Source organism: Stutzerimonas sp. VN223-3 (assembly GCF_045999685.1).
In the GTDB taxonomy this organism is placed as follows: Bacteria; Pseudomonadota; Gammaproteobacteria; order Pseudomonadales; family Pseudomonadaceae; genus Stutzerimonas; species Stutzerimonas stutzeri_AR.
Genome location: NZ_RBEC01000001.1, coordinates 1,064,198 through 1,089,172, shown reverse-complemented (window position 1 = coordinate 1,089,172; position 24,975 = coordinate 1,064,198). Strand labels below are relative to the sequence as shown.

At 58.7% G+C, this 24,975-nt stretch carries 17 protein-coding genes and 1 tRNA gene; 5 read left to right on the top strand and 13 right to left on the bottom strand.

Annotation, left to right across the window (positions count from 1 at the left end; translation table 11 throughout):
• Positions 1 to 80: 80 nt before the first annotated feature.
• The gene (locus D7241_RS05030; protein WP_408100548.1) at positions 81 to 524 is read left to right on the top strand and encodes a MarR family winged helix-turn-helix transcriptional regulator; all 444 of its coding nucleotides are present in this window, start codon (positions 81 to 83) and stop codon (positions 522 to 524) included.
• A gap of 102 nt (positions 525 to 626) precedes the next feature.
• Here the strand turns inward: D7241_RS05030 and rpsA are convergent, their stop codons facing one another.
• The 10 genes from rpsA to ccoN all read right to left on the bottom strand — a co-directional run bounded on the left by rpsA (position 627) and on the right by ccoN (position 15,740).
• Positions 627 to 2,312, bottom strand: a complete 1,686-nt coding sequence (gene rpsA, locus D7241_RS05025) for a 30S ribosomal protein S1 (RefSeq protein WP_255981721.1) — start codon at positions 2,310 to 2,312, stop codon at positions 627 to 629.
• 172 nt (positions 2,313 to 2,484) lie between these two features.
• Positions 2,485 to 3,171 carry a (d)CMP kinase gene (gene cmk, locus D7241_RS05020; RefSeq protein WP_255981723.1) on the bottom strand — a complete coding sequence of 229 codons (687 nt, stop codon included), beginning with the start codon at positions 3,169 to 3,171 and terminating at the stop codon, positions 2,485 to 2,487.
• Entirely contained in the window at positions 3,168 to 5,414 is a 2,247-nt protein-coding gene (locus D7241_RS05015) for a bifunctional prephenate dehydrogenase/3-phosphoshikimate 1-carboxyvinyltransferase (RefSeq protein WP_408100547.1), read from the bottom strand. The genes cmk and D7241_RS05015 overlap by 4 nt, the downstream gene beginning before the upstream one ends.
• Positions 5,411 to 6,520: a histidinol-phosphate transaminase gene (gene hisC, locus D7241_RS05010; protein ID WP_408100546.1), complete on the bottom strand. Its 1,110-nt coding sequence runs from the start codon at positions 6,518 to 6,520 to the stop codon at positions 5,411 to 5,413. Before hisC ends, D7241_RS05015 begins: the two co-directional genes overlap by 4 nt.
• Before the next feature lie 109 nt (positions 6,521 to 6,629).
• A complete protein-coding gene (pheA, locus tag D7241_RS05005; RefSeq protein WP_408100545.1) occupies positions 6,630 to 7,727 on the bottom strand; it encodes a prephenate dehydratase in 1,098 nt (365 codons plus the stop codon).
• Complete coding sequence (serC, locus tag D7241_RS05000; RefSeq protein ID WP_255981734.1) at positions 7,727 to 8,812, bottom strand: 3-phosphoserine/phosphohydroxythreonine transaminase; 1,086 nt, start codon at positions 8,810 to 8,812, stop codon at positions 7,727 to 7,729. The genes pheA and serC overlap by 1 nt, the downstream gene beginning before the upstream one ends.
• 143 nt (positions 8,813 to 8,955) lie before the next feature.
• The gene (gene gyrA, locus D7241_RS04995; RefSeq protein WP_408100544.1) at positions 8,956 to 11,760 is read right to left on the bottom strand and encodes a DNA gyrase subunit A; all 2,805 of its coding nucleotides are present in this window, start codon (positions 11,758 to 11,760) and stop codon (positions 8,956 to 8,958) included.
• 202 nt (positions 11,761 to 11,962) lie between these two features.
• Complete coding sequence (mtnA, locus tag D7241_RS04990; protein WP_408100543.1) at positions 11,963 to 13,039, bottom strand: S-methyl-5-thioribose-1-phosphate isomerase; 1,077 nt, start codon at positions 13,037 to 13,039, stop codon at positions 11,963 to 11,965.
• A 345-nt stretch (positions 13,040 to 13,384) separates the two neighbouring features.
• Positions 13,385 to 14,023 (bottom strand): peroxiredoxin, encoded by a 639-nt coding sequence (locus D7241_RS04985; RefSeq protein ID WP_255981742.1) that lies wholly within the window; start codon positions 14,021 to 14,023, stop codon positions 13,385 to 13,387.
• A 271-nt stretch (positions 14,024 to 14,294) separates the two neighbouring features.
• Entirely contained in the window at positions 14,295 to 15,740 is a 1,446-nt protein-coding gene (gene ccoN, locus D7241_RS04980; protein WP_408100542.1) for a cytochrome-c oxidase, cbb3-type subunit I, read from the bottom strand.
• Positions 15,741 to 16,168: 428 nt separating this feature from the next.
• Here ccoN and imuA point away from each other — a divergent pair, with 428 nt between their 5' ends.
• The 4 genes from imuA (at position 16,169) to D7241_RS04960 (ending at position 21,671) form a co-directional block, all read left to right on the top strand.
• Complete coding sequence (imuA, locus tag D7241_RS04975; protein ID WP_408100541.1) at positions 16,169 to 16,786, top strand: translesion DNA synthesis-associated protein ImuA; 618 nt, start codon at positions 16,169 to 16,171, stop codon at positions 16,784 to 16,786.
• Positions 16,787 to 16,793: 7 nt separating this feature from the next.
• On the top strand, positions 16,794 to 18,206 hold the full coding sequence (locus tag D7241_RS04970) for a Y-family DNA polymerase (RefSeq protein ID WP_408100540.1): 1,413 nt from the start codon (positions 16,794 to 16,796) through the stop codon (positions 18,204 to 18,206).
• Positions 18,203 to 21,286 (top strand): error-prone DNA polymerase, encoded by a 3,084-nt coding sequence (locus tag D7241_RS04965; RefSeq protein ID WP_408100539.1) that lies wholly within the window; start codon positions 18,203 to 18,205, stop codon positions 21,284 to 21,286. The genes D7241_RS04970 and D7241_RS04965 overlap by 4 nt, the downstream gene beginning before the upstream one ends.
• 308 nt (positions 21,287 to 21,594) lie before the next feature.
• Positions 21,595 to 21,671, top strand: a tRNA-Pro gene (locus tag D7241_RS04960).
• Positions 21,672 to 21,920: 249 nt separating this feature from the next.
• Here the strand turns inward: D7241_RS04960 and D7241_RS04955 are convergent.
• Genes D7241_RS04955 through pheT form a run of 3 tightly spaced genes read right to left on the bottom strand, consistent with a single transcriptional unit; the run spans position 21,921 to position 24,942 of the window.
• Positions 21,921 to 22,277, bottom strand: coding sequence for a MerR family transcriptional regulator (locus D7241_RS04955; RefSeq protein ID WP_408100538.1), 357 nt, complete (start codon positions 22,275 to 22,277; stop codon positions 21,921 to 21,923).
• Entirely contained in the window at positions 22,258 to 22,560 is a 303-nt protein-coding gene (gene ihfA, locus D7241_RS04950) for an integration host factor subunit alpha (RefSeq protein WP_003282572.1), read from the bottom strand. The genes D7241_RS04955 and ihfA overlap by 20 nt, the downstream gene beginning before the upstream one ends.
• A 3-nt stretch (positions 22,561 to 22,563) precedes the next feature.
• Entirely contained in the window at positions 22,564 to 24,942 is a 2,379-nt protein-coding gene (gene pheT, locus D7241_RS04945) for a phenylalanine--tRNA ligase subunit beta (protein ID WP_408100537.1), read from the bottom strand.
• Positions 24,943 to 24,975: the final 33 nt, after the last annotated feature.

Genomic DNA, 24,975 nt, shown 5'->3' with positions numbered 1-24,975 from the left:
TGGGACACCAGATGCAAGGCCATACAAAATAAGTCAAACTACTTGACTGAAATTACGCCTTCATCCAGGAATACGTCAATATGCCTGACCTAAAAAAAAGCATTGTCCAGCGTCAGATGATGGAAAGCTTTTTTCTGGGCTATCAAGCGTTCACCGCCAAACCGGACGAGATGCTTGCCCGGCGCGGACTGTCCCGCGTACACCATCGAATCCTGTTCTTTATCGCAACCTACCCTGACCTGAGCGTAAAAGAATTGCTTGGCTACTTGGGCGTCACCAAACAGGCGCTGAATACTCCGCTGCGACAGCTGATTGAGATGCATCTGGTAGAAAGTCGAACCGCCGATGACGATAAGCGCAAACGTATGCTGCGTTTCACCAGCGACGGAGCGAAGCTGGAGCAAGCTCTACGCCGGGAACAGGTGCGCCTGCTCGAACGAGCGTTCAACGAGGCGGGAGAGGACGCGGTTTCCGGCTGGCTCTCAGTGAACCAGGCACTAGCTACCGGCACGAGTCACAGCTAGACGAGGGTTCAGCAACTCATCGACTATGTGCATGAAACAACTGCAAGAATACAGGTACAAAAAAGGGCGACCGAAGTCGCCCTTTTCAATGGATTGCAGAACTTAGTTCTGGTTTTCCATTTGAGCGCGGATCAGATCACCGATGGTGGTCGGACCGGCAGCCGGCTCTACGTCCTGCTTGGTACGCAGTTCCTTCATCGCGTCCTTCTCGTCCTCAACGTCTTTCGACTTGATGGACAAGCTGATAACGCGGCTCTTGCGGTCGATGCTGATGATCTTGGCTTCGACTTCCTCGCCTTCCTTCAGCACGTTGCGCGCGTCTTCTACGCGGTCACGGCTGATTTCGGAAGCTTTCAGGGTCGCTTCGATGTCGTTGCCCAGGTCGATGATGGCGCCTTTGGCGTCAACTTCTTTCACGGTGCCACGAACGATGCTGCCCTTGTCGTTGACGGCGGCGTAGTTGGAGAACGGATCGTCTTCCAGCTGCTTGATGCCCAGGGAGATGCGCTCACGCTCCGGATCGACCGACAGGATAACGGTGTCCAGCTCGTCGCCCTTCTTGAAGCGACGCACGGCTTCTTCACCGACTTCGTTCCAGGAGATATCGGACAAGTGAACGAGACCATCGATGCCGCCATCCAGACCGATGAAGATACCGAAATCGGTGATCGACTTGATGGTGCCGGAGATGCGGTCGCCCTTGTTGAACTGGCCAGAGAAGTCTTCCCATGGGTTCGACTTGCACTGCTTGATACCCAGGGAGATACGACGGCGCTCTTCGTCGATGTCCAGAACCATGACTTCCACTTCGTCGCCGACCTGTACGACCTTCGACGGGTGGATGTTCTTGTTGGTCCAGTCCATTTCGGAAACGTGTACCAGGCCTTCCACACCCTCTTCCAGCTCAGCGAAGCAGCCGTAATCGGTGAGGTTGGTGACCTTGGCCACCACACGGGTGTTTTCCGGGTAACGAGCCTTGATGGCAACCCATGGGTCTTCGCCCAGCTGCTTCAGACCCAGGGAGACGCGGTTGCGCTCGCGGTCGAACTTCAGCACCTTGACGTCGATCTCGTCGCCAACGTTGACGATTTCCGACGGATGCTTGATGCGCTTCCAGGCCATGTCGGTGATGTGCAGCAGGCCGTCGACGCCACCCAGATCCACGAACGCGCCGTAGTCGGTGAGGTTCTTGACGATACCCTTGACCTGCTGGCCTTCCTGCAGCGATTCCAGCAGAGCTTCACGCTCAGCGCTGTTCTCGGCTTCCAGGACGCTACGACGGGAAACGACAACGTTGTTGCGCTTCTGGTCCAGCTTGATGACCTTGAACTCGAGTTCTTTGCCTTCCAGGTGAGTGGTATCACGCACTGGACGGACATCAACCAGGGAACCTGGCAGGAACGCACGGATGCCGTTAACGTCGACAGTGAAGCCGCCCTTAACCTTACCGTTGATAACGCCCTTGACCACTTCCTCAGCTGCGAAAGCCGCTTCCAGAACAATCCAGCACTCGGCACGCTTGGCTTTTTCGCGGGACAGCTTGGTTTCACCGAAGCCATCTTCAACCGCGTCCAGCGCAACGTGAACTTCGTCACCCACGCTGATGGTCAGCTCGCCCTGCTCGTTGTAGAACTGCTCGACCGGGATGACGCCCTCGGACTTCAGACCGGCATGGACAGTGACCCAGTCACCATCGATGTCGACCACGATGCCGGTGATGATTGCACCCGGCTGCATGTCGAGGGTTTTTAGGCTTTCTTCAAAAAGTTCTGCAAAGCTTTCGCTCATGTTTATTCCTGCTGTTTTCGGGCGAGAATCCGCCCAATCTCCACATCCCAGATAGAAGTGGGTTCATTCATATAAAAAAGGCCTGCGGGACTAGATCTGGTCTCCCACATGCCTCCTTGTTAACAGCCCTCGATATCGAGAGACCGTCGGGCCACCTCTCGGCGGTCGCTCTTCAGGCAAAATCGCGCTTGGCGACTTCGCTCAGAATCTGTCCTAGCACCTGCTCGATAGAGAGATCCGTAGAATCCAGCTGTACCGCATCGTCTGCTGGCTTCAGCGGAGCCACTTCACGCCGGGTATCGCGCTCATCACGCGCCCGTATCTCATCGAGAAGACTCGCGAGATTAACATCATCACCTTTGGCCTTCAACTGCAGGAAGCGGCGGTGTGCCCTTTCCTCGGCACTGGCGGTGAGAAATATCTTTAACGATGCGTCGGGGAATACCACTGTTCCCATGTCCCGGCCATCGGCCACGAGGCCTGGCGGTTCACGAAACGCCTTCTGACGCTGCAGCAGCGCATCGCGCACAACCGACAACGCGGCAACTTGAGAGGCGCCGGCACCGACCTGCTCGTTACGAATGGCATTGGTGACCTCCTCTCCCTCAAGGATGATCTCCATGCCATGGCCGTCTTTGGCTGCACCGAATTGCACATCCAGATGAGCCGCCAGTAGTTGGAGCGCCTCCTCGTTGGTCAGGTCGACTCCATGGTTGCGCGCGGCGAAAGCAAGCAAGCGGTAAAGCGCACCGGAATCGAGAAAATTCCATCCCAGCTTAGCCGCCAACAGTGCCGCAACCGTGCCCTTGCCGGACCCGCTCGGGCCGTCGATGGTAATAACCGGGACCTGCCTGATCATGAACTACTCTCCACGCCTATCCGCATTCCGACCTTTTCGGCCAGCGCGAGGAAATTCGGAAACGAAGTGGCCACGTTGGCGCAATCGTGGATGCGTATCGGCGCACTGGATCGAAGCGCCGCAACGCTGAAGGACATCGCGATGCGGTGATCGCCGTGCGCCCAAACCTCGCCGCCGCCGATGGTGCCGCCACCCTCGATGATAATCCCATCCGGAGTCGGTGTAGCCTTCACACCCAGCGTTTGCAGACCATCGGCCATGACTTGGATACGGTCGGACTCCTTGACCCTTAATTCCTCCGCGCCACGCAAAGTGGTCCGACCTTCAGCGCAGGCCGCGGCAACGAATAGCACCGGGAATTCATCGATGGCCAGCGGGACGAGATCTTCCGGAATATCGACCCCCTTGAGCCGAGCGGCGCGCACTCGGATATCCGCAACCGGCTCGCCACCCACCTCCCGCTGATTGGTCAGCTCTATATTGGCTCCCATGAGCCTGAGGATATCGATAACGCCGGTACGCGTCGGGTTGACGCCAACGTGCTCAAGGGTGATATCTGATCCCGGCGCGATGCTCGCCGCGACCATAAAGAAAGCCGAGGACGAAATATCCGCCGGCACTTCGATATGGGTAGCACGCAACTTATGGCCAGACTCGACGGCAGCCGTGCTGCCCTCGACCTGTACCGGATAGCCGAAGCCTTGCAGCATCCGCTCGGTGTGATCGCGCGTTGGCGCCGGCTCGGTAACGGAGGTCTTTTCCGCCGCGTAAAGGCCAGCCAAGAGCAGGCAAGACTTCACCTGTGCGCTGGCCATCGGCATTTCATAGTGCATACCTGAAAGTTTCTGGCCACCGCGAATGGTCAAGGGCGGACGACCTTCGTCCGCCGTCTCGATCACGGCCCCCATTTCGCGCAAAGGCTTGGCGACACGGTTCATCGGGCGCTTGGTCAAAGAGGCATCACCGGTCAGGGTGGAGTCGAACGGCTGCGCCGCCAGCAGGCCGGACAGCAGGCGCATCGAGGTACCAGAGTTGCCGAGATAGATCGGGCCTGGCGGCGGCTTCAGGCCATGCAGACCAACACCATGAACGGTTACGCGGCCCTGGCTCGGACCTTCGATGACTACGCCCATGTCGCGGAATGCCTGGATGGTGGCGAGCGCGTCCTCGCCTTCGAGGAAGCCCTCCACCTCTGTCGTCCCCTCGGCCAGCGAGCCGAGCATGATGGAACGATGGGAAATGGACTTGTCGCCGGGCACACGAAGCTGGCCGTTCAGGCTGCCACCAGGATTGGCTAGGAAGATCAGATCATTGGAATGCATAACGTCCACATAGGCTCTGCGAGCCAGTATTTTGCTGAAATGTTCTCGGGCAGCCTTGGCGCGCGTGAACACGCCCAACAGCGTATGCCCGTCTCCTTCCTCGACCGCGGCGCGCAGTGCGTCGAGGTCAGCACGGAAATCGTCCAAGGTATGCAGCACCGCCTCGCGATTGGCGAGAAATATGTCATGCCACATCACTGGATCACTACCCGCTATACGGGTGAAATCACGAAACCCACCTGCCGCATAACGGAATATTTCGAGATTCTCGTTCCGCTTGGCCAGCGAGTCCACCAAGCCGAACGCCAACAGGTGCGGTAGGTGACTGGTAGCCGCCAAGACTTCGTCATGATGCCGAACCTCCATGTGCTCGACATCAGCCTCCAGAGCGCGCCACAAACTGTCGACAAGCGATAACGCAGCAGGATCGGTGTCTTGCGACGGCGTCAGGATGACCTTGTGCCGTCGAAAAAGCGTGCTTTTGGCAGCAGTAACACCACTCTGTTCCGAGCCGGCTATCGGGTGGCCCGGCACGAAACGCTGCGGCATCCGACCGAACACTTCACCAGCACAGCGCACCACGTTGCCTTTAGCGCTGCCGACATCAGTAAGCACTGCATCGCCGAGATCGAGCATGGCGAGCTCCGCCAGCAACCGCTCCATCGCTAGGATCGGCACGGCCAGCTGAATGACATCCGCCCCCTCGCAGGCCTCCGCTAGATTATTCGCGCAGCGATCCACCACACCGAGCTCGACAGCAAGCTCACGGGAACGTGGATCAAGATCGAAACCGACCACTTCGCCACAGAGCCCGCGCTCACGCAGACCCTTGGCGAATGAGCCACCAATGAGTCCGAGGCCGACAACGACCAGACGGTGTACCAGCGGCACGCCGGAGCGCAGCTCAACGTCTCGACTCAACGTCCGAGCGCCTTGCGAAGAACATCCAGAAAACGGGCATTTTCCGCTTCAGTGCCGATAGAAACTCTCAGAAACGTCGGCATTCCATAGCCTGCGACCGGCCGCACGATAACCCCATCGCGCAGCAGTGCTTGATTTATTGGCGCCGCGTCACGACCAAAATCGACCGCAATGAAGTTGCCCTTCGAGGGAATCCAGTCCAGCCCCAGCTGCCTGAAACCCGCTTCGAGCTGGAGCATACCGGCGGTATTGCAAGCCCTGCTCTCAGTCAGATAGCAAGTATCATCGAGCGCCGCGCAAGCCGCTGCGAGCGCTAGGCTATTGACATTGAACGGTTGGCGCACCCGATTCAGCACATCGGCAATCCGCGCAGAACAGATCGCATAACCCACGCGCAGAGCAGCCAGCCCATAGGCTTTGGAGAAGGTTCGCGAAACCAGCAGATTGGAATGTGCGACCAGGAACGCCAGGCCATCCGGCAGCTCGCCGCCTTCGGCGTACTCGATATAAGCCTCGTCCAACACGATCAAGACATGTTCGGGCACGCTGGAAAGAAAACTACCCAGCGCATCGGCGTCAAACCAGGTGCCGGTGGGATTGTTGGGATTGGCGATGAACACTACACGAGTGTTCTCATCGATAGCCGCAAGCATGGCATCAAGATCATGCCCCCACTGCCGGGCTGGAACAGCCTTCGCTTGCGCGCCCACAGCCTGAGTCGCGATAGGGTAAACCGCGAACGCATGCTCACTGAAGACCGCGTTGAGCCCGGGCGCGAGATAGGCGCGCGCGACAAGTTCGAGGATATCGTTGGAACCGTTGCCGAGCGTCACCTGCTCGATGCCGACGCCATATCGCTCGGCCAGTTTCTGCTTGAGCACGAAACCGTTGCCATCGGGATAGCGGGTCAACTCGTCGAGCTGCGCTTTGATCGCCTCGATGACCTTCGGACTAGGACCCAGCGGGTTTTCATTGCTGGCCAGTTTGACGATGGTGAGCGGATTCAGGTTCAGCTCGCGAGCCAACTCATCGACCGGCTTGCCTGGCACGTAAGGCGACAGCTTCTGCACGCCTGGCTGCGCCAGAGCGAGGAAATCACAACTCATATTCAGCTCCGCTGGAGCTGGAAGCTCGAAGCTTGAAACCCGAAGCTCGAAGCAATCCAGCATTGCTCTCGGCTTCCAGCTTCCAGCTTCCGACTTCCAGCTGCTTTTTTTAGAGTACCGCCTTCGGATAGGACCCCAACACCTTCAACGCCACCGCTTCGCGACCGATCTTCTCCAGTACGTCCTTGATCAGCGGATCCTGGTGATGGCCAATGCAATCAATGAAGAATACATACGTCCATTTACCGCTGCGCGACGGACGGGTTTCGATACGCGTGAGGTCAATGCCATTGGAGTGAAACGGCATCAGTAGCTCGTGCAGCGCACCCGGTTTGTTGCGCATGGAAACAATGATCGAGGTCTTATCGTCACCGGTAGGCGGTACTTCCTGGCTACCGATGATGAGAAAGCGCGTGGAATTATCCGGACGATCTTCGATCTTCTCGGCAATCTTGGTCAGACCGTACAGCTGCGCCGCCATATCGCCAGCGATCGCAGCGGAATTCCATTCGCTCTTTACGCGCTTGGCGGCGTCGGCATTGCTGGAAACAGCGACACGTTCGACGTTCGGATAATGGGCATCCAACCACTTGCGACACTGCGCCAGCGATTGCGCGTGAGAGTAAATTCGGGTGATGCGATCGGTCTTGGTCGTTTCACCAACCAACAAATGGTGATGAATCCGTAACTCGACTTCGCCACAGATGACGATGTCATGCTCGAGAAAGCTGTCGAGGGTGTGATTGACGGCGCCTTCGGTAGAGTTTTCTACCGGCACCACGCCGAAATTGACCGCTCCGGCGACCACCTCACGGAATACTTCATCGATCGCCGCCATCGGCTTGCTGATCACCGCCTGACCAAAGTGCTTGAGCGCTGCAGCTTGGGAAAAGGTGCCCTCAGGCCCCAGGTAAGCGACGCGTAGCGGCTGCTCCAGCGCCAGGCAGGAAGACATGATTTCGCGGAACAAGCGCGCCATCTCTTCGTTACCCAATGGTCCCTTGTTCAGCTCCATGATGTGCTTGAGCACCCAGGCTTCACGCTCCGGGCGATAGAAAATCGCCTCTTCGCCTTCAGCCAACGATGCTGTTTTGACATTGGCAACGTCCTGCGCACAACGAGCACGCTCGCTGATCAGCTCGAGAATCTTCTCGTCGAGAGTGTCGATGCGTACACGCAGCGCCTTCAGCCGATCGACATCGCTCATCAGCCGTGCTCCTTCTCGAATTCACGCATGTAGGCGACCAGCGCTTCGACCGCATCCAGACCTACTGCGTTATAGATAGAGGCGCGCATGCCACCTACCGAACGGTGACCTTTGAGGTTGAGCAGGCCGCGCGCATCGGCACCGGCTAAGAACACCTTATCCAGCTGTTCATCAGCGAGCCTGAACGGTACGTTCATCCATGATCGGGCATTGCTCGCGATCGGATTGGAATAGAAATCGCTGGAATCAATTACGCTGTAGAGCAGGTCTTTCTTGACACGGTTGCGCTGCTCCATTGCCTCTACCCCGCCCTGTTCCTTCAGCCACTCGAATACCAGGCCGGAGAGATACCAGGAAAAAGTCGCTGGCGTGTTGTACATAGAGCCATTGTCGGCGGCGATTTTGTAGTTGAGCATGGTCGGGCAGTTGGAACGTGCGTGACCTAACAAGTCCTCGCGAACAATCACCACTACCAGACCCGATGGACCGATGTTCTTCTGCGCGCCGGCGTAGATCAGACCGAAGCGGGACACGTCCAGCCGACGCGAGAGGATGTCGGACGACATATCGACTACGAGTGGCGTGTCGCCAAGCTCCGGCACCCAGTCGAATTGCAGCCCGCCAATGGTTTCGTTACTGGCGTAATGTAGGTAGGCCGCGTTGGCGCTGAGTGCCCATTCGTTCTGCCCAGGAATAGCGAAATAATCATAGGGCTTGGCACTGGCGGCCACGTTGATCTGACCAAAACGCTTGGCCTCTTCGATGCCCTTGCGCGACCAGATGCCAGTATCGATGTAATCGGCAACGCCATTTTCGGGCAGTAGATTCAGCGGAATTTCAGCAAACTGCTGGCTGGCGCCACCCTGCAGGAACAGCACCTTGTAGTTGGAGGGAATATTCAGCAGATCGCGCAGATCCTGTTCGGCCTTTTCCGCAATGGCCGTGTATTCGTCGCTGCGATGGCTCATTTCCATGACGGACAGGCCACGACCTTGCCAGTCGAGGAGTTCGGCCTGGGCACGTTGCAGCACGGCTTCGGGAAGCGCGGCGGGGCCGGCGCAGAAATTAAACGCGCGTTTGCTCATCTTCGTTCTCTCAAAAACGGTCGATACTATGCTCGCTCCGCCTACGGCCATGAGGCCAAGTGCAGCGCTCGCAACTCCTTCATCGCAGCAGGGATCCACAACAAAACGGCGGCGAAGCCCGTGAAGGCAGCGCCGCCGCTCGATCAATCGTCGTCGGTAGGTACTACGTCTGGCGGAACGTCTCCACCACCCCCAAGCAACTCGTCTTCGCTGGGCTCGGTGCTGACAACGGGCATTTCCTTGTCCAATGCCTCCTCGTCGATAACCGCCTCGATATCTTCGAGAACATCCTCCTCAGAGGGCTCCTGAACCCGCTCGAGACCGACAAGGTGTTCGTTCTTGCCCAGTTTGATCAAGGTGACGCCCTGTGTATTACGGCCCAAAGACGACACTTCGTCGACGCGCGTACGCACCAACGTGCCTTGATCGGAAATCAGCATGATTTCCTCGCCCGATTGCACCTGAACGGCTCCGACCAGTCGGCCGTTACGCTCGTTGCTCACCATCGCAATCACGCCCTGACCACCACGCCCGCGGCGAGGGAACTCGCCGATCACCGTGCGCTTGCCGTAGCCATTGAGGCTTGCAGTGAGGATCTGGGCATCTGGCTCGGGAATCAGCATGGAAATCAAACGCTGACCTTCCGGCAGGCGCATGCCACGAACGCCACGAGCGGTACGGCCCATTGTGCGCACGTGCTTTTCTTTGAAGCGGATTACCTTTCCGCCGTCGGAGAACAGCATGACCTCGCGCGCACCGTCGGTAACCGCAGCGGCGATCAGCGTATCGCCCTCTTCCAAGCCGAGCGCGATAAGGCCGACGCTACGTGGGCGGCTGAATTGCGAAAGCGGGGTCTTCTTCACGGTGCCCTTGGCGGTCGCCATGAAGATGTAGGTGCCGGTCGGCTCGTCTGCCGACTCATCGGAATCCTCGCCGTCGAGCAACTCTTCCGCTTCATCGGTTTCGCTGATGATCTCCGCATCTTCGACATCGTCATCGTCGTTCAACTGCTGCTTACGCGCAGCCTCGATATCGACCTGCAGCATGGCAGTGATGTGCTCGCCTTCGGACAGCGGCAGCAGGTTGACCAGCGGACGGCCGCGCGAGGTACGCGAAGCTTCGGGAATCTCGTAGGTCTTGAGCCAGTACACCTTGCCCTTGCTGGAGAACAGCAAAAGCGTGGTATGGCTGTTGGCAACCAGCAGATGCTCGACGTAATCCTCTTCCTTCACCCCTGTGGCCGCCTTGCCACGTCCACCGCGACGCTGGGCCTGATAGGCCGCCAACGGCTGTGACTTGGCGTAGCCGCCGTGGGAAATGGTGACGACGCGCTCTTCTTCGGTGATCAGGTCGGCCAGGGTCAGGTCCAGGCGTGCATCGAGGATTTCGGTACGACGTGCATCACCGAACTCGGCCTTGACGCCCTCTAGCTCTTCACAGATGACTTCCATCAGGCGAACCGGGCTGGTCAGGATGCGAATCAACTCGCCGATCTGGTCGAGGATTTCCTTGTATTCGCTGAGCAGCTTTTCATGCTCGAGGCCGGTTAGGCGGTGTAGACGCAGATCGAGAATGGCCTGAGCCTGCTCCGGCGACAGGTAGTAGCGTCCGTCACGCAGACCGTATTGCGGGTCGAGATCCTCCGGACGGCAGGCATCGGCTCCCGCGCGCTCGACCATGGCTTCGACCGCCGTGGATTCCCAGGCGGTCGCGATCAGGGCTTCCTTGGCTTCTGCCGGGGTCGGCGAAGCCTTGATCAGAGCGATGACCGGATCGATGTTGGAAAGTGCAACCGCCTGCCCTTCTAGGATGTGCCCGCGCTCACGCGCCTTGCGCAGCTCGAAGACCGTACGGCGGGTGACGACTTCACGGCGATGTCGAACGAAGGCTTCGAGCAGCTCCTTGAGGTTCATTGTGCGGGGCTGGCCATCGACCAGTGCCACCACGTTGATGCCGAACACGCTCTGCAACTGGGTCTGGGCGTAGAGGTTGTTGAGAATGACCTCCGGCACCTCGCCGCGGCGCAGCTCGATTACCACGCGCATGCCGTCCTTGTCGGACTCGTCGCGCAGCTCAGTGATGCCTTCGAGCTTCTTCTCTTTCACCAGCTCGGCGATCTTTTCGATCAGACGTGCCTTGTTCAGCTGATAGGGCAGCTCGGTAATGACGATCTGCTGGCGGCCGCCGACCTTGTCGATGTCTTCGATGGTCGAGCGGGCACGCATGTAGATGCGCCCGCGACCGGTACGGTACGCCTCGACGATACCGGCACGGCCGTTGATGATGCCGGCGGTAGGAAAGTCGGGGCCCGGAATGAACTGCATCAGTTCGTCGATACTGATATCGGGATTGGCGATCAGCGCCAAGCAGCCATCGATAACTTCACCGAGGTTGTGCGGCGGGATGTTGGTCGCCATGCCCACGGCGATACCGCTGGAGCCGTTGACTAGCAGGTTCGGGATCTTGGTCGGCATGACAGCCGGGATCTGCTCGGTGCCGTCGTAGTTGGGCACCCAGTCCACGGTTTCCTTGTGCAGGTCGGCCAGCAGTTCATGCGCCAGCTTGGCCATCCGCACTTCGGTGTATCGCATGGCCGCCGCGCTGTCACCATCGACGGAACCGAAGTTGCCCTGACCGTCGACCAGCATGTAGCGCAGCGAGAATGGCTGCGCCATCCGCACGATGGTGTCATAGACCGCGGAATCACCGTGGGGATGGTATTTACCGATCACATCACCAACCACGCGGGCGGATTTCTTGTATGGCTTGTTCCAGTCGTTACCTAGCTCGCTCATGGCAAAAAGCACACGGCGATGCACAGGTTTCAATCCGTCGCGCGCATCCGGCAGCGCTCGTCCGACGATTACGCTCATGGCGTAGTCGAGGTAGGACTGCTTGAGTTCGTCTTCGATATTGACCGGGAGGATTTCTTTGGCCAGTTCGCCCATGGAAGCCTGGTTCCTTATAGTCAGCAGGGTCCTGCGATTAAGCGCGGAATGGTATCACAAGGCGGCGTGCCGCTGGAGGCTGTAGGCGTAACGAAGAAAGCGCTCGAATCCGTGCCGCTCGTTCATTTACCGGAAGGACACAAGGCCTTAGCGCTTCCGTCCAGTTTCCAGCTTCCAGCCCCCTTTACTCGTCCTTTCGCCTCTAATGCAGCCGCTTACGGCTCATCAGAGCAGCGAGCTTGGCGGCGTTCGGACGCTCCACGATGCCTTTCTCGGTCACGATGGCATCGATCAGATCGGCAGGTGTTACATCGAATACCGGGTTGAACGCATCGACATCCGCTGCGAATCGCTGACCATTGACCTCCAGCAATTCGATGCCTGAGCGCTCCTCGATGGGTATGTCGTCTCCGGTTTCCAATTCCATGTCGATGGTCGAGCTGGGCGCTACAACCATGAACCGCACGCCATGGTGCATGGCAAGCACGGCGAGCTGATAGGTCCCGATCTTGTTGGCGACATCGCCATTGGCGGTGATCCGGTCAGCACCCACAATCACCCAAGTAATGCCGCGCGTTTTCATCAGATGCGCCGCGGACGAATCGGCATTCAGCGTCACAGGCACACCTTCACCCGCCAGCTCCCATGCCGTCAGGCGGGAGCCCTGCAGCCAGGGGCGGGTTTCATCGGCGTAAACGCACTCGACAAGCCCTTCCAGATGCGCTGCACGGATCACGCCAAGCGCGGTTCCAAAGCCACCCGTAGCGAGTGCGCCAGTGTTGCAATGAGTGAGCAGGTTTTGCTGATTGCCTTGGTGCTTGCGGATCAGGTCGACGCCGAACTGCGCCATGGTGAGATTGGCTTCGCGATCGCTCGCGTGAATGGAAGCCGCCTGAGCCTCGGCAGCCATCAACGGATCTTCGCCTGGTTTCAGCCGATCCAGCCGCTCACGCATCTGATTCAGCGCCCAGAACAGATTGACGGCGGTCGGACGCGAGTCGGCAAGCACTTTGAAGTCGTCTTCCAGCGCCGCACGCCAATCGCCGCCTTCGGCAAGCCGAGTCTTGAGCCCGAGAGCCAGCCCATACGCCGCGCTAATCCCGATCGCAGGAGCACCGCGTACGACCATGTCGCGAATGGCCGTTGCAACAGCCGCAGCAGAATCGTAGGTGTGCCATAGCTCTTCTAGCGGCAGTTTGCGCTGGTCGAGCAAACGCAGCTGCCCGCCCTGCCACTCGATAGCCTTTACCTTTTCCGCGGCCAACAAGCGCTCACGCATGGCAATCCTCTCTTTAACTTGACTTGCATTCCAGACCCACAGGAACAGAACCGGCCCGCTCACCATCTTGAGAGCCGGGGACATGAAAAAGCCCGGCCGTTTCCGAGCCGGGCTTCAATATTCGATATGTCATGACGAAGTGATGCGAGCACTCGCGCCCCATACCCGGGCGCGAATCCTAATCGACTGATTTTCCTAGCACAAGCAAAGCCAGCCCGATGCAATCGACAGGTGCGAATACCGTGGTCGCCGCCCCCTATTTGATCGAAACATTGACCGTCCCGGTATCCTGCCCTGCGCCTATATCGCGAATTCGGACATTCCTACTGGCTTGCCAGCGTTCGATCAACGGTTCGGCTGTGGCGTCATACGCAGATAAGGCTTCACCGCGCGGTAGCCCTTCGGGAAGCGCTGCTTGAGCTCTTCCTCATCCTTGAGCGAAGGCACGATCACTACTTCGTCGCCGTCCTGCCAGTTGGCGGGCGTGGCGACCTTATGGTTATCGGTCAGTTGCAGCGAATCGATCACACGCAGGATCTCGTGAAAATTGCGTCCAGTGCTCGCCGGATAGGTAATAGTCAGACGCACTTTTTTATTCGGGTCGATAACGAACAGCGAACGCACGGTCAGGGTGTCGTTGGCGTTGGGGTGAATCAGGTCGTACAGCTCGGACACCTTGCGATCGGCGTCGGCCAGGATCGGAAAGTTGACCCGCGTATTCTGGGTCTCGTTGATGTCATCGATCCACTTGATATGCGAATCCACCGGGTCCACCGAGAGCGCGATGGCTTTGACGTTGCGCTTGGCGAACTCATCTTTCAGCTTGGCGGTGAAGCCAAGCTCAGTGGTGCACACCGGCGTGAAATCGGCCGGGTGGGAAAACAGCACGCCCCAGCTATCGCCGAGCCATTCATGGAAATGGATGCGGCCTTCGTTGGAATCCTGTTCGAAGTCGGGTGCGATGTCGCCGAGACGAATGCTCATGTCTTTTCCTCTATGACAGTTGCGTTAAGCCGGCCGCACGGCAACCGGCGCGGATGAATCAATACCTGCGCTCAGGCCGTTTTACGGGCCTGTTGTGCAATACGGTTCTGCAAACCGGCATATCAGACAGCGGATCGATTCGCAGCCCATCGCAATGCCTCCAGAAAGTAATGGAGGCAGTCTAGACACAACCACGAACTGATAAAAAATAAGAAGCTATTTACTTATTCCATGAATATTTTTTTAAACGCCTCGGACAACGCAATGTTACTCAGGCTACCTGCCCCGCCGCACCGGCAATGCCTGGCTCTTCGTTCGCAGCCAAACGCACGGTCCGCCAAGTGTTATAGGCCATCAAAAGCATGCCGAGAAAGAATGTTCCACCGCCGATTAGACGCACGATATAGCCTGGATGGCTGGCTTCCAGCGCTTCGACGAATGAATAGGTCAAGGTGCCGTCATCGTTGATCGCGCGCCACATCAGGCCCTGGGTAATACCGTTGACCCACATCGAGGCGATATACAACACGGTACCTATGGTCGCCAGCCAGAAATGCGCGTTGATCAGGCGCACGCTGTACATGCGCTCGCGGTTCCACAGCGCCGGAACCATGTGATAGAGCGTTCCGATGGAAATCATGGCGACCCACCCCAAGGCACCGGCGTGTACATGGCCGATGGTCCAATCGGTGTAATGGGACAGGGCGTTGACGGTCTTGATCGCCATCATCGGGCCTTCAAAAGTGGACATGCCGTAGAAAGCCAGGGACACCACCAAAAAGCGCAGGATCGGATCGGTGCGCAATTTATGCCAGGCGCCCGACAGCGTCATCATGCCGTTGATCATCCCGCCCCAACTCGGTGCCAGCAGAATGATCGACATCACCATGCCCAGGTTCTGCGCCCATTCCGGCAGTGCGGTGTAATGCAGGTGGTGCGGGCCGGCCCAGATGTACAGGCTGATGATTGCCCAGAAATGCACGATCGATAGCCGATAGGAGTACACCGGGCGCTCGGCCTGCTTGGGCACGAAGTAATACATCATCCCGAGGAAACCCACGGAAAGAATGAAGCCCACCACGCTATGCCCGTACCACCACTGGATCATCGCGTCCGTTGCGCCGGAATAGAACGAGTAGGACTTGAAGAGACTCACCGGAATGGCGGCGTGATTGATTACGTGCACCATCGCCGTGACAACGATAAAAGCGCCATAAAACCAATTAGCGACATAGATGTGCTGGGTCCGGCGCCGCGCGATCGTTCCGAAAAACAGATACATGTAGACCACCCAAACCAGCGTGACCCATAACGCGATGGGCCATTCCATCTCGGCGTATTCCTTGGATGAGGTAATGCCGAGGGGGTAACTGATCAGTATCGCCACGATCGCAGCCTGCCAGCCCCAGAAAACGAAGTTGGCCAGCCAATCCGAGATCAGCCGTACCCTGCAGGTGCGTTGCACGACGTAGAACGAGGTCGCGAATAGCGCACCTCCGCCAAACGCGAATATCACCAGATTGGTGTGAACCGGGCGGAGGCGTCCAAAGCTCGTCCAGGGTAACCCGAGGTTGAGTTCCGGCCAGACCAGCTGGGCCGCGATAATGGTCCCCATCCCCATCCCAACGACACCCCAGAACAGCGTCATCAGGGTAAAACGACGGATAACTGCGTAGTTGTATGTCGGAGCGGTGTCATCTAAAGAAGCATCGGCCATAACGTTTCCAAAGCAAATTAAGTGGCAGCTCAACGCCGAGCTTCTATCCGACCCGACGGAATCCGAAGCAAGAAAAGAGATCGAGCGAAGTCACAGGAGTGTGCCCCGAAAAATAGAATAAATATAATGAATACTGATGTACTTTAAATTCATAAATATTCATTTAATACGGTGGCTAGCGGATGTCTGTTCGAAGAAGGAACAGCCGCAGCCACTCCATGCGGCAGCCTCAGTAGCAGATCCCTCAAAGCAACTGGCGACCTCGCCAAGCCACAGCACTGAATGGCAGTTGCAATCAGCTCGCAGAGACCAGTCAGCAATACGCCGAAAACCTTCATGCAGATACGCGTTTCATCGCGTCAGCTTGACCGTTCTTCGGGCAAGCCAAATACTGTATCCACATACAGTATTTGGACTACTCCATTGCCATGACATCCGCGGTCGCTCTCACCCATCTACTTGATGCACGTCGCCTGTGGCGTGGCCAGACCAGAGTCGTATCGCCCAACACTCAGCCAACCGGGCATGCCGCGTTGGACGCAGCGTTGCCCGGCGGCGGCTGGCCGGAATCGGCCCTAAGTGAAATTCTTTTCGCTACTACCGGTATCGGCGAGCTGCGCCTGCTCTGGCCGACTCTGGCACGGTTGACCGTCGGCGGTGAGCGTGTGGTGCTGGTGGCTCCTCCTCATGTTCCCTACCCCCACGCCTGGCTGGCCGCCGGTGTGGACCTGCGTCAGTTGATAATCATCAAGGCGCAAGGACGTGACGCCTTGTGGACTACCGAGCAATGTCTGCGCTCGGGCAGTTGTGGCGCCGTGTTGTGCTGGCCGCAACAGGCCGATGATCGCGCCCTGCGCCGCCTACAGGTTGCTGCCGAGACAGGCCAGACCCTGGCCTTCGCCTACCGACCATTGCGCGAGGCGGTCAATCCCTCACCGGCGGCACTGCGCTTGGCTGTCGAAGTCCAGCCAGCGCAACTGCGCGTACTCAAGTGTCGTGGCGGCCTGGCTCCCGCGCGACCGATCCCCGCCGCAGCGTGGCACTGAGATGGACATGCTTTGGGCCTGCATTCTGCTGCCGCAACTGGCCATGGATGGTGTGTTGCGCAGCCGCGCCGATGCCGAGGCGCCGCTAGCACTTTTGAGCGGCACGCCGCAGCGCCGCGTACTGCAGGCGGTCAATCCAGCCGCGCGAGCTCTTGGTCTTAAGCCGAGGCAATCGCTAATCGCCGCCCAGGCGCTGACCCGCGACTTCGCTACTGCCGATTATGACCTCGCGACAATCGAGCACTGGCAGAAATTTCTGGCCGCCTGGGGGTATGGCTTCAGTTCCCAAGTCAGCCTGCACTACCCGCGCTGCCTGCTGCTGGAAGTGCACTCCAGTCTCGGCCTGTTCGGCCCTTGGCCTCGTTTGGAGGCACGTCTGCGCGAGGAATTAGACGCGCTGGGCTTTCAACATCGTATTACCCTCGCGCCCAACCCAGCCGCCGCACGCGTCCTGGCCAACGTGCATGACGGCCTAGCCGTGATGGATACCGAGACGCTGCATCGCGTACTGAGCTCACTGCCGATAGAGCGTATCGGCCTGTCGCGTGAAGTGACGACCGCTTTTGTCCGCATGGGTCTTCGGACCTTAAAGCAGGTGCTCGCCCTGCCCCGCAATGGCCTGGCGCGGCGTTTTCCCGCAGAAGCGCTGAGGCATCTCGATACTCTGCTAGAACATCGTCCATTGGCGCTGGATTTCTACCGGCCACCAGACCGCTTCGATGCCCGGATCGAGCTGAACTTCGAAGTCGAGTCGCACCAGGCACTGCTGTTTCCGCTGCGCCGTCTGACCGCCGATCTCGCCGCCTACCTGGCCGGTCGCGACAGCGGTGTACAGCGTTTCACCTTGCATCTGGAGCACCGCAACCTGGCCGATAGCCAGATGCCGGTCGGCCTGCTCAGCGCCGAGCGTGATCCAGCCAAGCTGTTCGAACTGACTCGTGGCCGCCTGGAACACCTGCAACTGCCGGCGCCGGTACTGGCGGTGCGCCTGGTCGCGCGCGAGCTGCCGACCTTCGTCCCAGAGCACCGTGAGCTGTTCGACGAGCGTCCACAGCAGTCGCTGCCCTGGGAGCAGCTACGGGAACGCCTGCGCGCCCGGCTGGGCGATGATGCCGTGCAGGGGCTCGGCGCCCGGGCCGATCATCGCCCCGAATGTGCGTGGCAACCGCAGCATGCCTCTCAGAGCGAGCCTCCACCAACCACTGGTCTGCGCCCCGGCTGGTTGCTGGCAGAGCCCAAGCCGCTGCACGAAGCATCGCTGCGCATTCTCGCCGGCCCCGAGCGCATCGAATCTGGCTGGTGGGACGGCGGTGATGTTCGACGTGACTATTACCTGGTGGAAACTCGCGCAGGACAGCGTGGCTGGGCCTTCCGGCCCGTCACTGGAGGGCCGCTGCTGCTGCACGGCTGGTTCGCATGACAACCGCCTATGTCGAACTGCATTGCCTGTCCAACTTCAGCTTCCAACGTGGCGCCTCCAGTGCCCGAGAATTATTCGAGCGCGCCGTCCGGCTTGGCTACCGAGCCCTTGCCATCACGGATGAATGCACCTTATCTGGCATCGTACGGGCGTGGCAGGCCTCGAAAGATGTTGGCCTGCCGTTGATTATCGGCAGCGAAATACAGATCGAAGGTGGACCAAAGCTGGTTCTGCTGGTGGAAGACCTGACCGGCTATGAGAACTTGTGCCGGCTGATCACCCGAGCCCGCCGCCGCGCCGAGAAAGGTCGTTATCAGCTTCTCTCTGAAGATTTGAGCGAACCGCTGGATGGACTACTGGCTATCTGGATTGCCCACCAGCCCGATGCTGACGACGAGGGTCGCTGGCTACACGAACGATTTCCAAAGCGCCTCTGGCTGGGTATCGAGCTGCATCGTGGGCCAGACGATGCGCTGCGCCTGCGTCAATGGCAGGCACTGGCCGCGCGTCTGAACATACCCGCAGTGGCCTGCGGCGACGTGCATATGCACGCCCGCGGTCGCCGCGCGCTGCAGGACTGTATGACTGCGATTCGCCATCACCTGCCGGTAGCGGAGGCCGGACGTTATCTATTTTCTAGCGGGGAACGTCATCTACGCCGACGCGAGGAACTGGCCGAACTGTATCCACAGGCCCTGCTCGACGAGACATTGCGCATCGCCGCGCGCTGTACCTTCAACCTCGGCCAGTTGCGCTATCAGTACCCCCACGAATTGGTGCCCGCCGGGCACGACGCTACTTCCTGGCTGCGCACGCTGGTCGAACAGGGCGCATGCTGGCGCTGGCCGAACGGCGTGCCGACCGAAGCTCAGAAGCGGATCGAGCACGAACTGAAGTTGATCGTCGAGCTGGAATACGAGAGCTACTTCCTGACCGTCCACGACATCGTCCGCTGGGCCCGCGACGAGCACATTCTCTGCCAGGGACGCGGCTCGGCTGCCAATTCCACGGTGTGCTTCGCGCTGGGCATCACTGAACTCGACCCTATGCGCAAAGGAAGCCGGCTGCTGTTCGAACGCTTCCTCTCCCGCGAACGCAACGAGCCGCCGGACATCGATGTCGACTTCGAGCACGAGCGTCGCGAGGAGGTCATTCAGTACGTGTTTCGCCGCTATGGCCGTGATCGAGCCGCGCTGACTGCCGTGGCTAGTACTTATCACGCCACCGGTGCCTTACGTGACGTAGCCAAGGTGCTCAGCCTACCTCCGGACCAAGTCAATGCACTGGCCGATTGTTGTGGACGCTGGAGCGACAGGATTCCCGACGACGAGCGATTGCGCGAAGCCGGTTTCGATCCTGACAGTCCGGTGTTACGCCGGGTATTGGTGTTGACTGGCGAATTGATCGGCTTTCCCCGTCACCTGTCCCAGCATCCAGGCGGCTTCGTCATCTCCGAGCATTCGCTGGAAACCCTGGTGCCTGTGGAAAACGCCAGCATGGCCGAGCGCACCGTGATCCAGTGGGACAAGGACGATCTCGACGTTGTCGGTTTGCTCAAGGTCGATGTGCTCGCCCTCGGCATGCTCAGTGCGCTACGCCGCTGTTTCAACCTGATCGAACACTATCGCGGCACGCAATGGACCATCGCGACCCTGCCGCAGGATGACCGGCCCACCTATGAAATGATCAGCCGCGCCGACACTGTCGGCGTGTTCCAGATCGAATCGCGAGCACAGATGGCCATGTTGCCGCGCCTGCGCCCCAAGGAGTTCTACGATCTGGTGATCCAAGTTGCCATCGTGCGCCCGGGCCCGATCCAAGGCGACATGGTTCACCCCTATCTGCGCCGACGTAATCGTGAAGAGCCAGTCGACTATCCGTCAGATGAATTGATCCCCGTCTTCGAGCGCACTCTTGGTGTGCCGCTTTTTCAGGAACAGGTGATGGAGCTGGCAATCGTTGCCGCCGAGTACACGCCCGGCGAAGCCGACGAACTGCGTCGATCCATGGCCGCCTGGAAGCGTCATGGTGGCCTGGAACCCCACCGCCACCGACTTACCGAACGCATGCTCGCCAAGGGATACGAGGCGGACTTCATCGCACGCATCTTCGAGCAGATCAAAGGGTTCGGCAGCTACGGTTTTCCCGAATCCCATGCCGCCAGCTTCGCCCTGCTCACCTACGCCAGTTGCTGGCTGAAATGCCACGAGCCGGCCGCCTTTGCCTGCGCCCTGATCAACAGCTGGCCGATGGGCTTTTACAACCCCGATCAGATTCTTCAGGACGCCCGCCGCCACGGCTTGGAGATTCGTCCGGTGGATGTCCGCCACAGCGCTTGGGACTGCAGCCTGGAGCCAAACGGCAAGGAACAGCCGGCGATCCGCCTGGGTATGCGTATGGTGCGCGGCTTTCGCGAAGTGGATGCGCGACGCATCGAGACGGCTCGTCAGGTTTGCTCATTCACTGACGTCAGTGATCTATGCATGCGCGCTGGATTGGACGCTCGTGCTCGTGAAAAACTGGCCGACGCCGGCGCCTTGCGTGGTCTTGCCGGTCACCGCCATCGAGCGCGCTGGGCGGTAGCTGGAATCGAACCACAAATGCCGCTATTCGTTGGCCAGTTCGAGCAACAGGAAGCACCTGTAGTCCTGCCATTCCCCACGGCCGGTGAAGATCTACTGACCGACTACGCCACACTCGGCACAACGCTGGGCCCGCATCCGCTGGCGCTGCTACGCGATCAGCTGAGAACACGGCGCTGTCGCAGCTCGCGTGAACTGGCCGGTGTCGAGCACGGCCGCCCGGTCAGCGTTGTCGGTTTGGTCATTGGCCGCCAACGCCCACAAACCGCCAGCGGAGTGATTTTCGTCACCCTCGAAGACGAATTCGGGATGATCAATGTGGTGGTCTGGCGCGACCTCGCCGAGCGTCAGCGACGGGTATTGATCCAGTCGCAGATGTTGCGAATCGATGGCCACCTGGAGTCAGCCAGCGGCGTACGCCACGTCATCGCCGGTCGCCTGAGCGACCTCACGCCACTGCTAATAGGGCTGGATATACGCAGTCGAGACTTTCAGTGATACAACGTCACGGAATAGAGGAAACGAACTCTATGCCTCGTTCAGCGGGCAGGACTCAAGCATGGATATCGTCCAGGCAGGTAGTTTTTAGCTTCGATTCGAGCAGACACCTGCGGCACATTTCCAGTTTCGATTAAACATGCTCTTCCCGCTTCTGATTCATAGGCGTTCGGAACGAGAGAAGCAGAAACAGACCGAGCAGAAAGAGCGCTGGCCTGGAATGCTCGGGGATGGCAGATAAAAACTTTCACATATTCAGTTGCTTAATGTATAGTTCGATCCGCTTTCAGCAGAGCTGAACGCATCGTCGGGGCGTAGCGCAGCCTGGTAGCGCACTTGCATGGGGTGCAAGGGGTCGAGTGTTCGAATCACTCCGTCCCGACCAAAATCTAACGGGGTCAGAAGCTTATAGCTCTGACCCCGTTTTCGTTTCTGGTCTTGTACAACGCGCGCAAATTGTCCGATGATTTCTGCAATATGAAGCCCGACACCGCGCCAGACCAAACTATTTCCGAGCGCTCGCGCTGGTAGTTCCTGGTCATCTTTATCGCTGGATGGCCCGCGATAAGTTGACCCTTCTCATACAGAAGCGATGTCCGGATTCCGTGGCAGCCCGGTTGCTCTTTAAAAGCCCTTAATTCTTAAGCACCTGAAGCACATCCTCAAGCTCGGTAATCATCTGCCTGATCAATTGCTTGTACTGCGTGGTGTCATCACGAGCCTCGTCACCCGACATTCTTTGCCGAGCTCCGCCAATAGTAAAGCCTTGCTCGTATAGCAGAGAACGAATCTGCCGGATCATCAGAACATCTTGCCGCTGGTAGTAGCGCCGGTTGCCGCGACGCTTCACAGGGTTCAGTTGAGGAAATTCCTGCTCCCAATAGCGCAGCACGTGCGGTTTGACGGCACAGAGCTCGCTGACCTCACCAATAGTGAAGTAGCGTTTGCCAGGAATCGATGGCAGTTCGTCGTTATGACTTGGTTCCAGCATAGGCTTCGACTCTGGCTTTTAATTTTTGCCCTGGCCGGAATGTCACGACGCGACGCGCCGTGATCGGGATTTCCTCACCGGTTTTCGGATTACGCCCTGGGCGCTGTCGCTTGTCGCGCAAATCGAAGTTGCCGAAACCGGACAACTTCACTTGCTCGTTATGCTCAAGCGCCTGACGAATCTCCTCGAAAAACAGCTCGACCAACTCCTTGGCCTCGCGCTTATTCAAGCCTAGCTCTTCATATAGACGTTCCGCCATTTCAGCTTTCGTCAGAGCCCCCATACGCTATTTCCTTAACGTGGCGTTGAACCTTTTTTCCAGGGAAGCGAGGATCTGCTGCATCGCACCACTCACCTCATCGTCGTTTAGAGTGCGCGAAGGGTGTTGCCAGGTCAAGCCGACTGCCACACTTTTGCTAAGCGGATCAATACCTTTACCTTGATATACATCAAATAGCTTGAGGTCCGTTAGGTTATCGCCAGCTGCCGTACGGATGCACCGCATCACATCGTCAGCCGACACCTCGCGCCCTACCAGAATCGCCAGATCACGGCGCACTTCGGGGAAGCGGGATAGCTCGCTGAAACGCGGCAGCCGGCCTTCGCTGATTTCAGCAATCTGCAGTTCGAACAGATAGACCGGCTGATCGATACCCAGAGTGGCGGCCAGCTCAGGATGAAGACTGCCAACAAAACCGACCGGACGCCCTTCCCGCTCGATTCGGGCGGTTTGCCCCGGATGCAGAGCCGGGTGATCGCCAGCAACGAAATCATACGCCGCCGTATCGCCGACATACCCGAGCAAGGCTTCAACGTCGGCCTTCATATCATAGAAGTCAGCCGCAGTCCTTTCGTTGCCCCAGGCTTCCGGCAAGCGACTTCCTGTAATCACACCCGCCAGCATCGGCTCCTGCTTCAACTCGCCAAGCTGGCCAACGAAACGCAGACCGCTTTCGAACAGACGCACCCGCGTCTGCTGACGATTGAGGTTGTACTGCAAGGCTTTAATCAAACCCGGCCAAAGCGTTGCGCGCATAGCGGCCATGTCCGAAGAAATCGGGTTAGCCAGCTGCAGTGGCTCGACACCGGGGCTGAATAGCTCGAATAGCTTCGGGTCGATGAAGCTATAAGTAATCGCCTCCTGGTAGCCACGGGCCACTAACAAGCGGCGCAGAGCAGGTAGCTCTGCTCGAGCTTCCGGATTGGCCTCCGGCGCCAGGCGCGCCTGCGGGTAACGCACCGGTAGACGATCGTAGCCATACAATCGGCCTAACTCTTCGATAAGGTCGACCTCAAGGCTGATATCGAAACGGTGGCTAGGCACACGAACTTCCCAACAATCCGTCGACTTTTCGACGATGCCGAGCCCCAAGGCAGACAGGAGCGAAACAACCTGATCGCCGCCCATACTTAATCCCAGCATTTGATCGATACGATCCTTGCGTAGCAGGATCGGCGCAACGCCGGGAAGATCAGATTCGCTAACGGCTTCGATCACAGAACCGGCGCTGCCTCCAACGATCTCCAGCAGCAACGCAGTGGCCCGCTCCATGGCCGAACGGGCAAGCTGTGAGTCGACACCTCGTTCGTAACGATGCGATGCATCGGTATGTAAACCGTAAGATCGTGCTTTGCCAGCGAGGGCGATGGTGTCGAAAAAGGCGCTCTCAAGGAACAGGTTCTGAGTCGATGCGCTTACGCCACTGTGCTCGCCGCCCATGACCCCGGCAATTGCGAGCGCACGCTGATGGTCAGCTATAACCAGCGTATCTGCGCGCAGGGTTACCTCCTGCCCGTCTAGCAGGACAAGTTTTTCCTGATCCTCAGCCATCCGAACCCTGATACCACCGTTAATTTCGGCGAGATCGAACGCATGCAGCGGCTGCCCCAGCTCAAGCATCACATAGTTGGTGACGTCCACCACCGCATCGATGCTACGGATATCGGAACGACGCAAGCGCTCGACCATCCACAACGGTGTTGGACGCGACAGATCGACATTGCGAATCACACGTCCGAGATACCGAGGACAGGCTTTCGGCGCCAGCACTTCAACCGGGCGCACCTCGTCATGACTCGCAGCAACCGGGTCGACATCGACTGGCGAAACCGCCGCCCCGTAAATCGCTCCCACCTCACGCGCAAGCCCGGCAATCGACAGACAATCACCACGATTGGGGGTCAGGCCGATCTCGATGCTCGCATCATCCAAACCAAGATAATCACGAAGATCGCCTCCAACTGGCGCATCTGAAGCCAGCTCCATCAGCCCACTGTCATCAGCACCGACCTGCAGCTCGGTTTCCGAACACAGCATGCCATTGGACTCGACGCCGCGAAGTTTTGCCTTCGTGATGTTGAAATCGCCTGGCAGCTTGGCGCCAATCATGGCGAAGGGGATCTTCAAACCCGGCCGCACGTTGGGCGCTCCGCAAACCACCTGATACGTCTCACTGCCATTACTAACCTGGCATACACGCAATTTGTCAGCATCCGGATGCTGCTCGGCGCTCAGCACCTCACCCACGACCACACCACTGAATATGCCAGCGACCGGTGTCACCGCATCTACTTCGAGGCCGACCATTGATAGGCGCGCCACCAACTCATCGCGGGAAACTTGCGGATTGACCCACGTACGCAACCACTGCTCGCTGAATTTCATCCTGCTCTCCTGAAAGATTCTTTGACGGGACTC

Bases quoted from the DNA above. Each gene is read 5' to 3' on its own strand.
- D7241_RS04985 (WP_255981742.1), bottom strand. From the start codon at position 14,023: ATGAGCATTCGTCTCGGCGACATCGCACCCGACTTCGAACAGGATTCC.
- pheT (WP_408100537.1), bottom strand. From the start codon at position 24,942: ATGAAATTCAGCGAGCAGTGGTTGCGTACGTGGGTCAATCCGCAAGTT.
- cmk (WP_255981723.1), bottom strand. From the start codon at position 3,171: ATGATCAGGCAGGTCCCGGTTATTACCATCGACGGCCCGAGCGGGTCC.
- mtnA (WP_408100543.1), bottom strand. From the start codon at position 13,039: ATGCGTGAGCGCTTGTTGGCCGCGGAAAAGGTAAAGGCTATCGAGTGG.
- imuA (WP_408100541.1), top strand. From the start codon at position 16,169: ATGACATCCGCGGTCGCTCTCACCCATCTACTTGATGCACGTCGCCTG.
- pheA (WP_408100545.1), bottom strand. From the start codon at position 7,727: ATGAGCGATGTCGATCGGCTGAAGGCGCTGCGTGTACGCATCGACACT.
- gyrA (WP_408100544.1), bottom strand. From the start codon at position 11,760: ATGGGCGAACTGGCCAAAGAAATCCTCCCGGTCAATATCGAAGACGAA.
- serC (WP_255981734.1), bottom strand. From the start codon at position 8,812: ATGAGCAAACGCGCGTTTAATTTCTGCGCCGGCCCCGCCGCGCTTCCC.
- D7241_RS04955 (WP_408100538.1), bottom strand. From the start codon at position 22,277: ATGCTGGAACCAAGTCATAACGACGAACTGCCATCGATTCCTGGCAAA.
- ihfA (WP_003282572.1), bottom strand. From the start codon at position 22,560: ATGGGGGCTCTGACGAAAGCTGAAATGGCGGAACGTCTATATGAAGAG.
- hisC (WP_408100546.1), bottom strand. From the start codon at position 6,520: ATGAGTTGTGATTTCCTCGCTCTGGCGCAGCCAGGCGTGCAGAAGCTG.
- rpsA (WP_255981721.1), bottom strand. From the start codon at position 2,312: ATGAGCGAAAGCTTTGCAGAACTTTTTGAAGAAAGCCTAAAAACCCTC.
- D7241_RS04965 (WP_408100539.1), top strand. From the start codon at position 18,203: ATGACAACCGCCTATGTCGAACTGCATTGCCTGTCCAACTTCAGCTTC.
- D7241_RS05030 (WP_408100548.1), top strand. From the start codon at position 81: ATGCCTGACCTAAAAAAAAGCATTGTCCAGCGTCAGATGATGGAAAGC.
- ccoN (WP_408100542.1), bottom strand. From the start codon at position 15,740: ATGGCCGATGCTTCTTTAGATGACACCGCTCCGACATACAACTACGCA.
- D7241_RS04970 (WP_408100540.1), top strand. From the start codon at position 16,794: ATGCTTTGGGCCTGCATTCTGCTGCCGCAACTGGCCATGGATGGTGTG.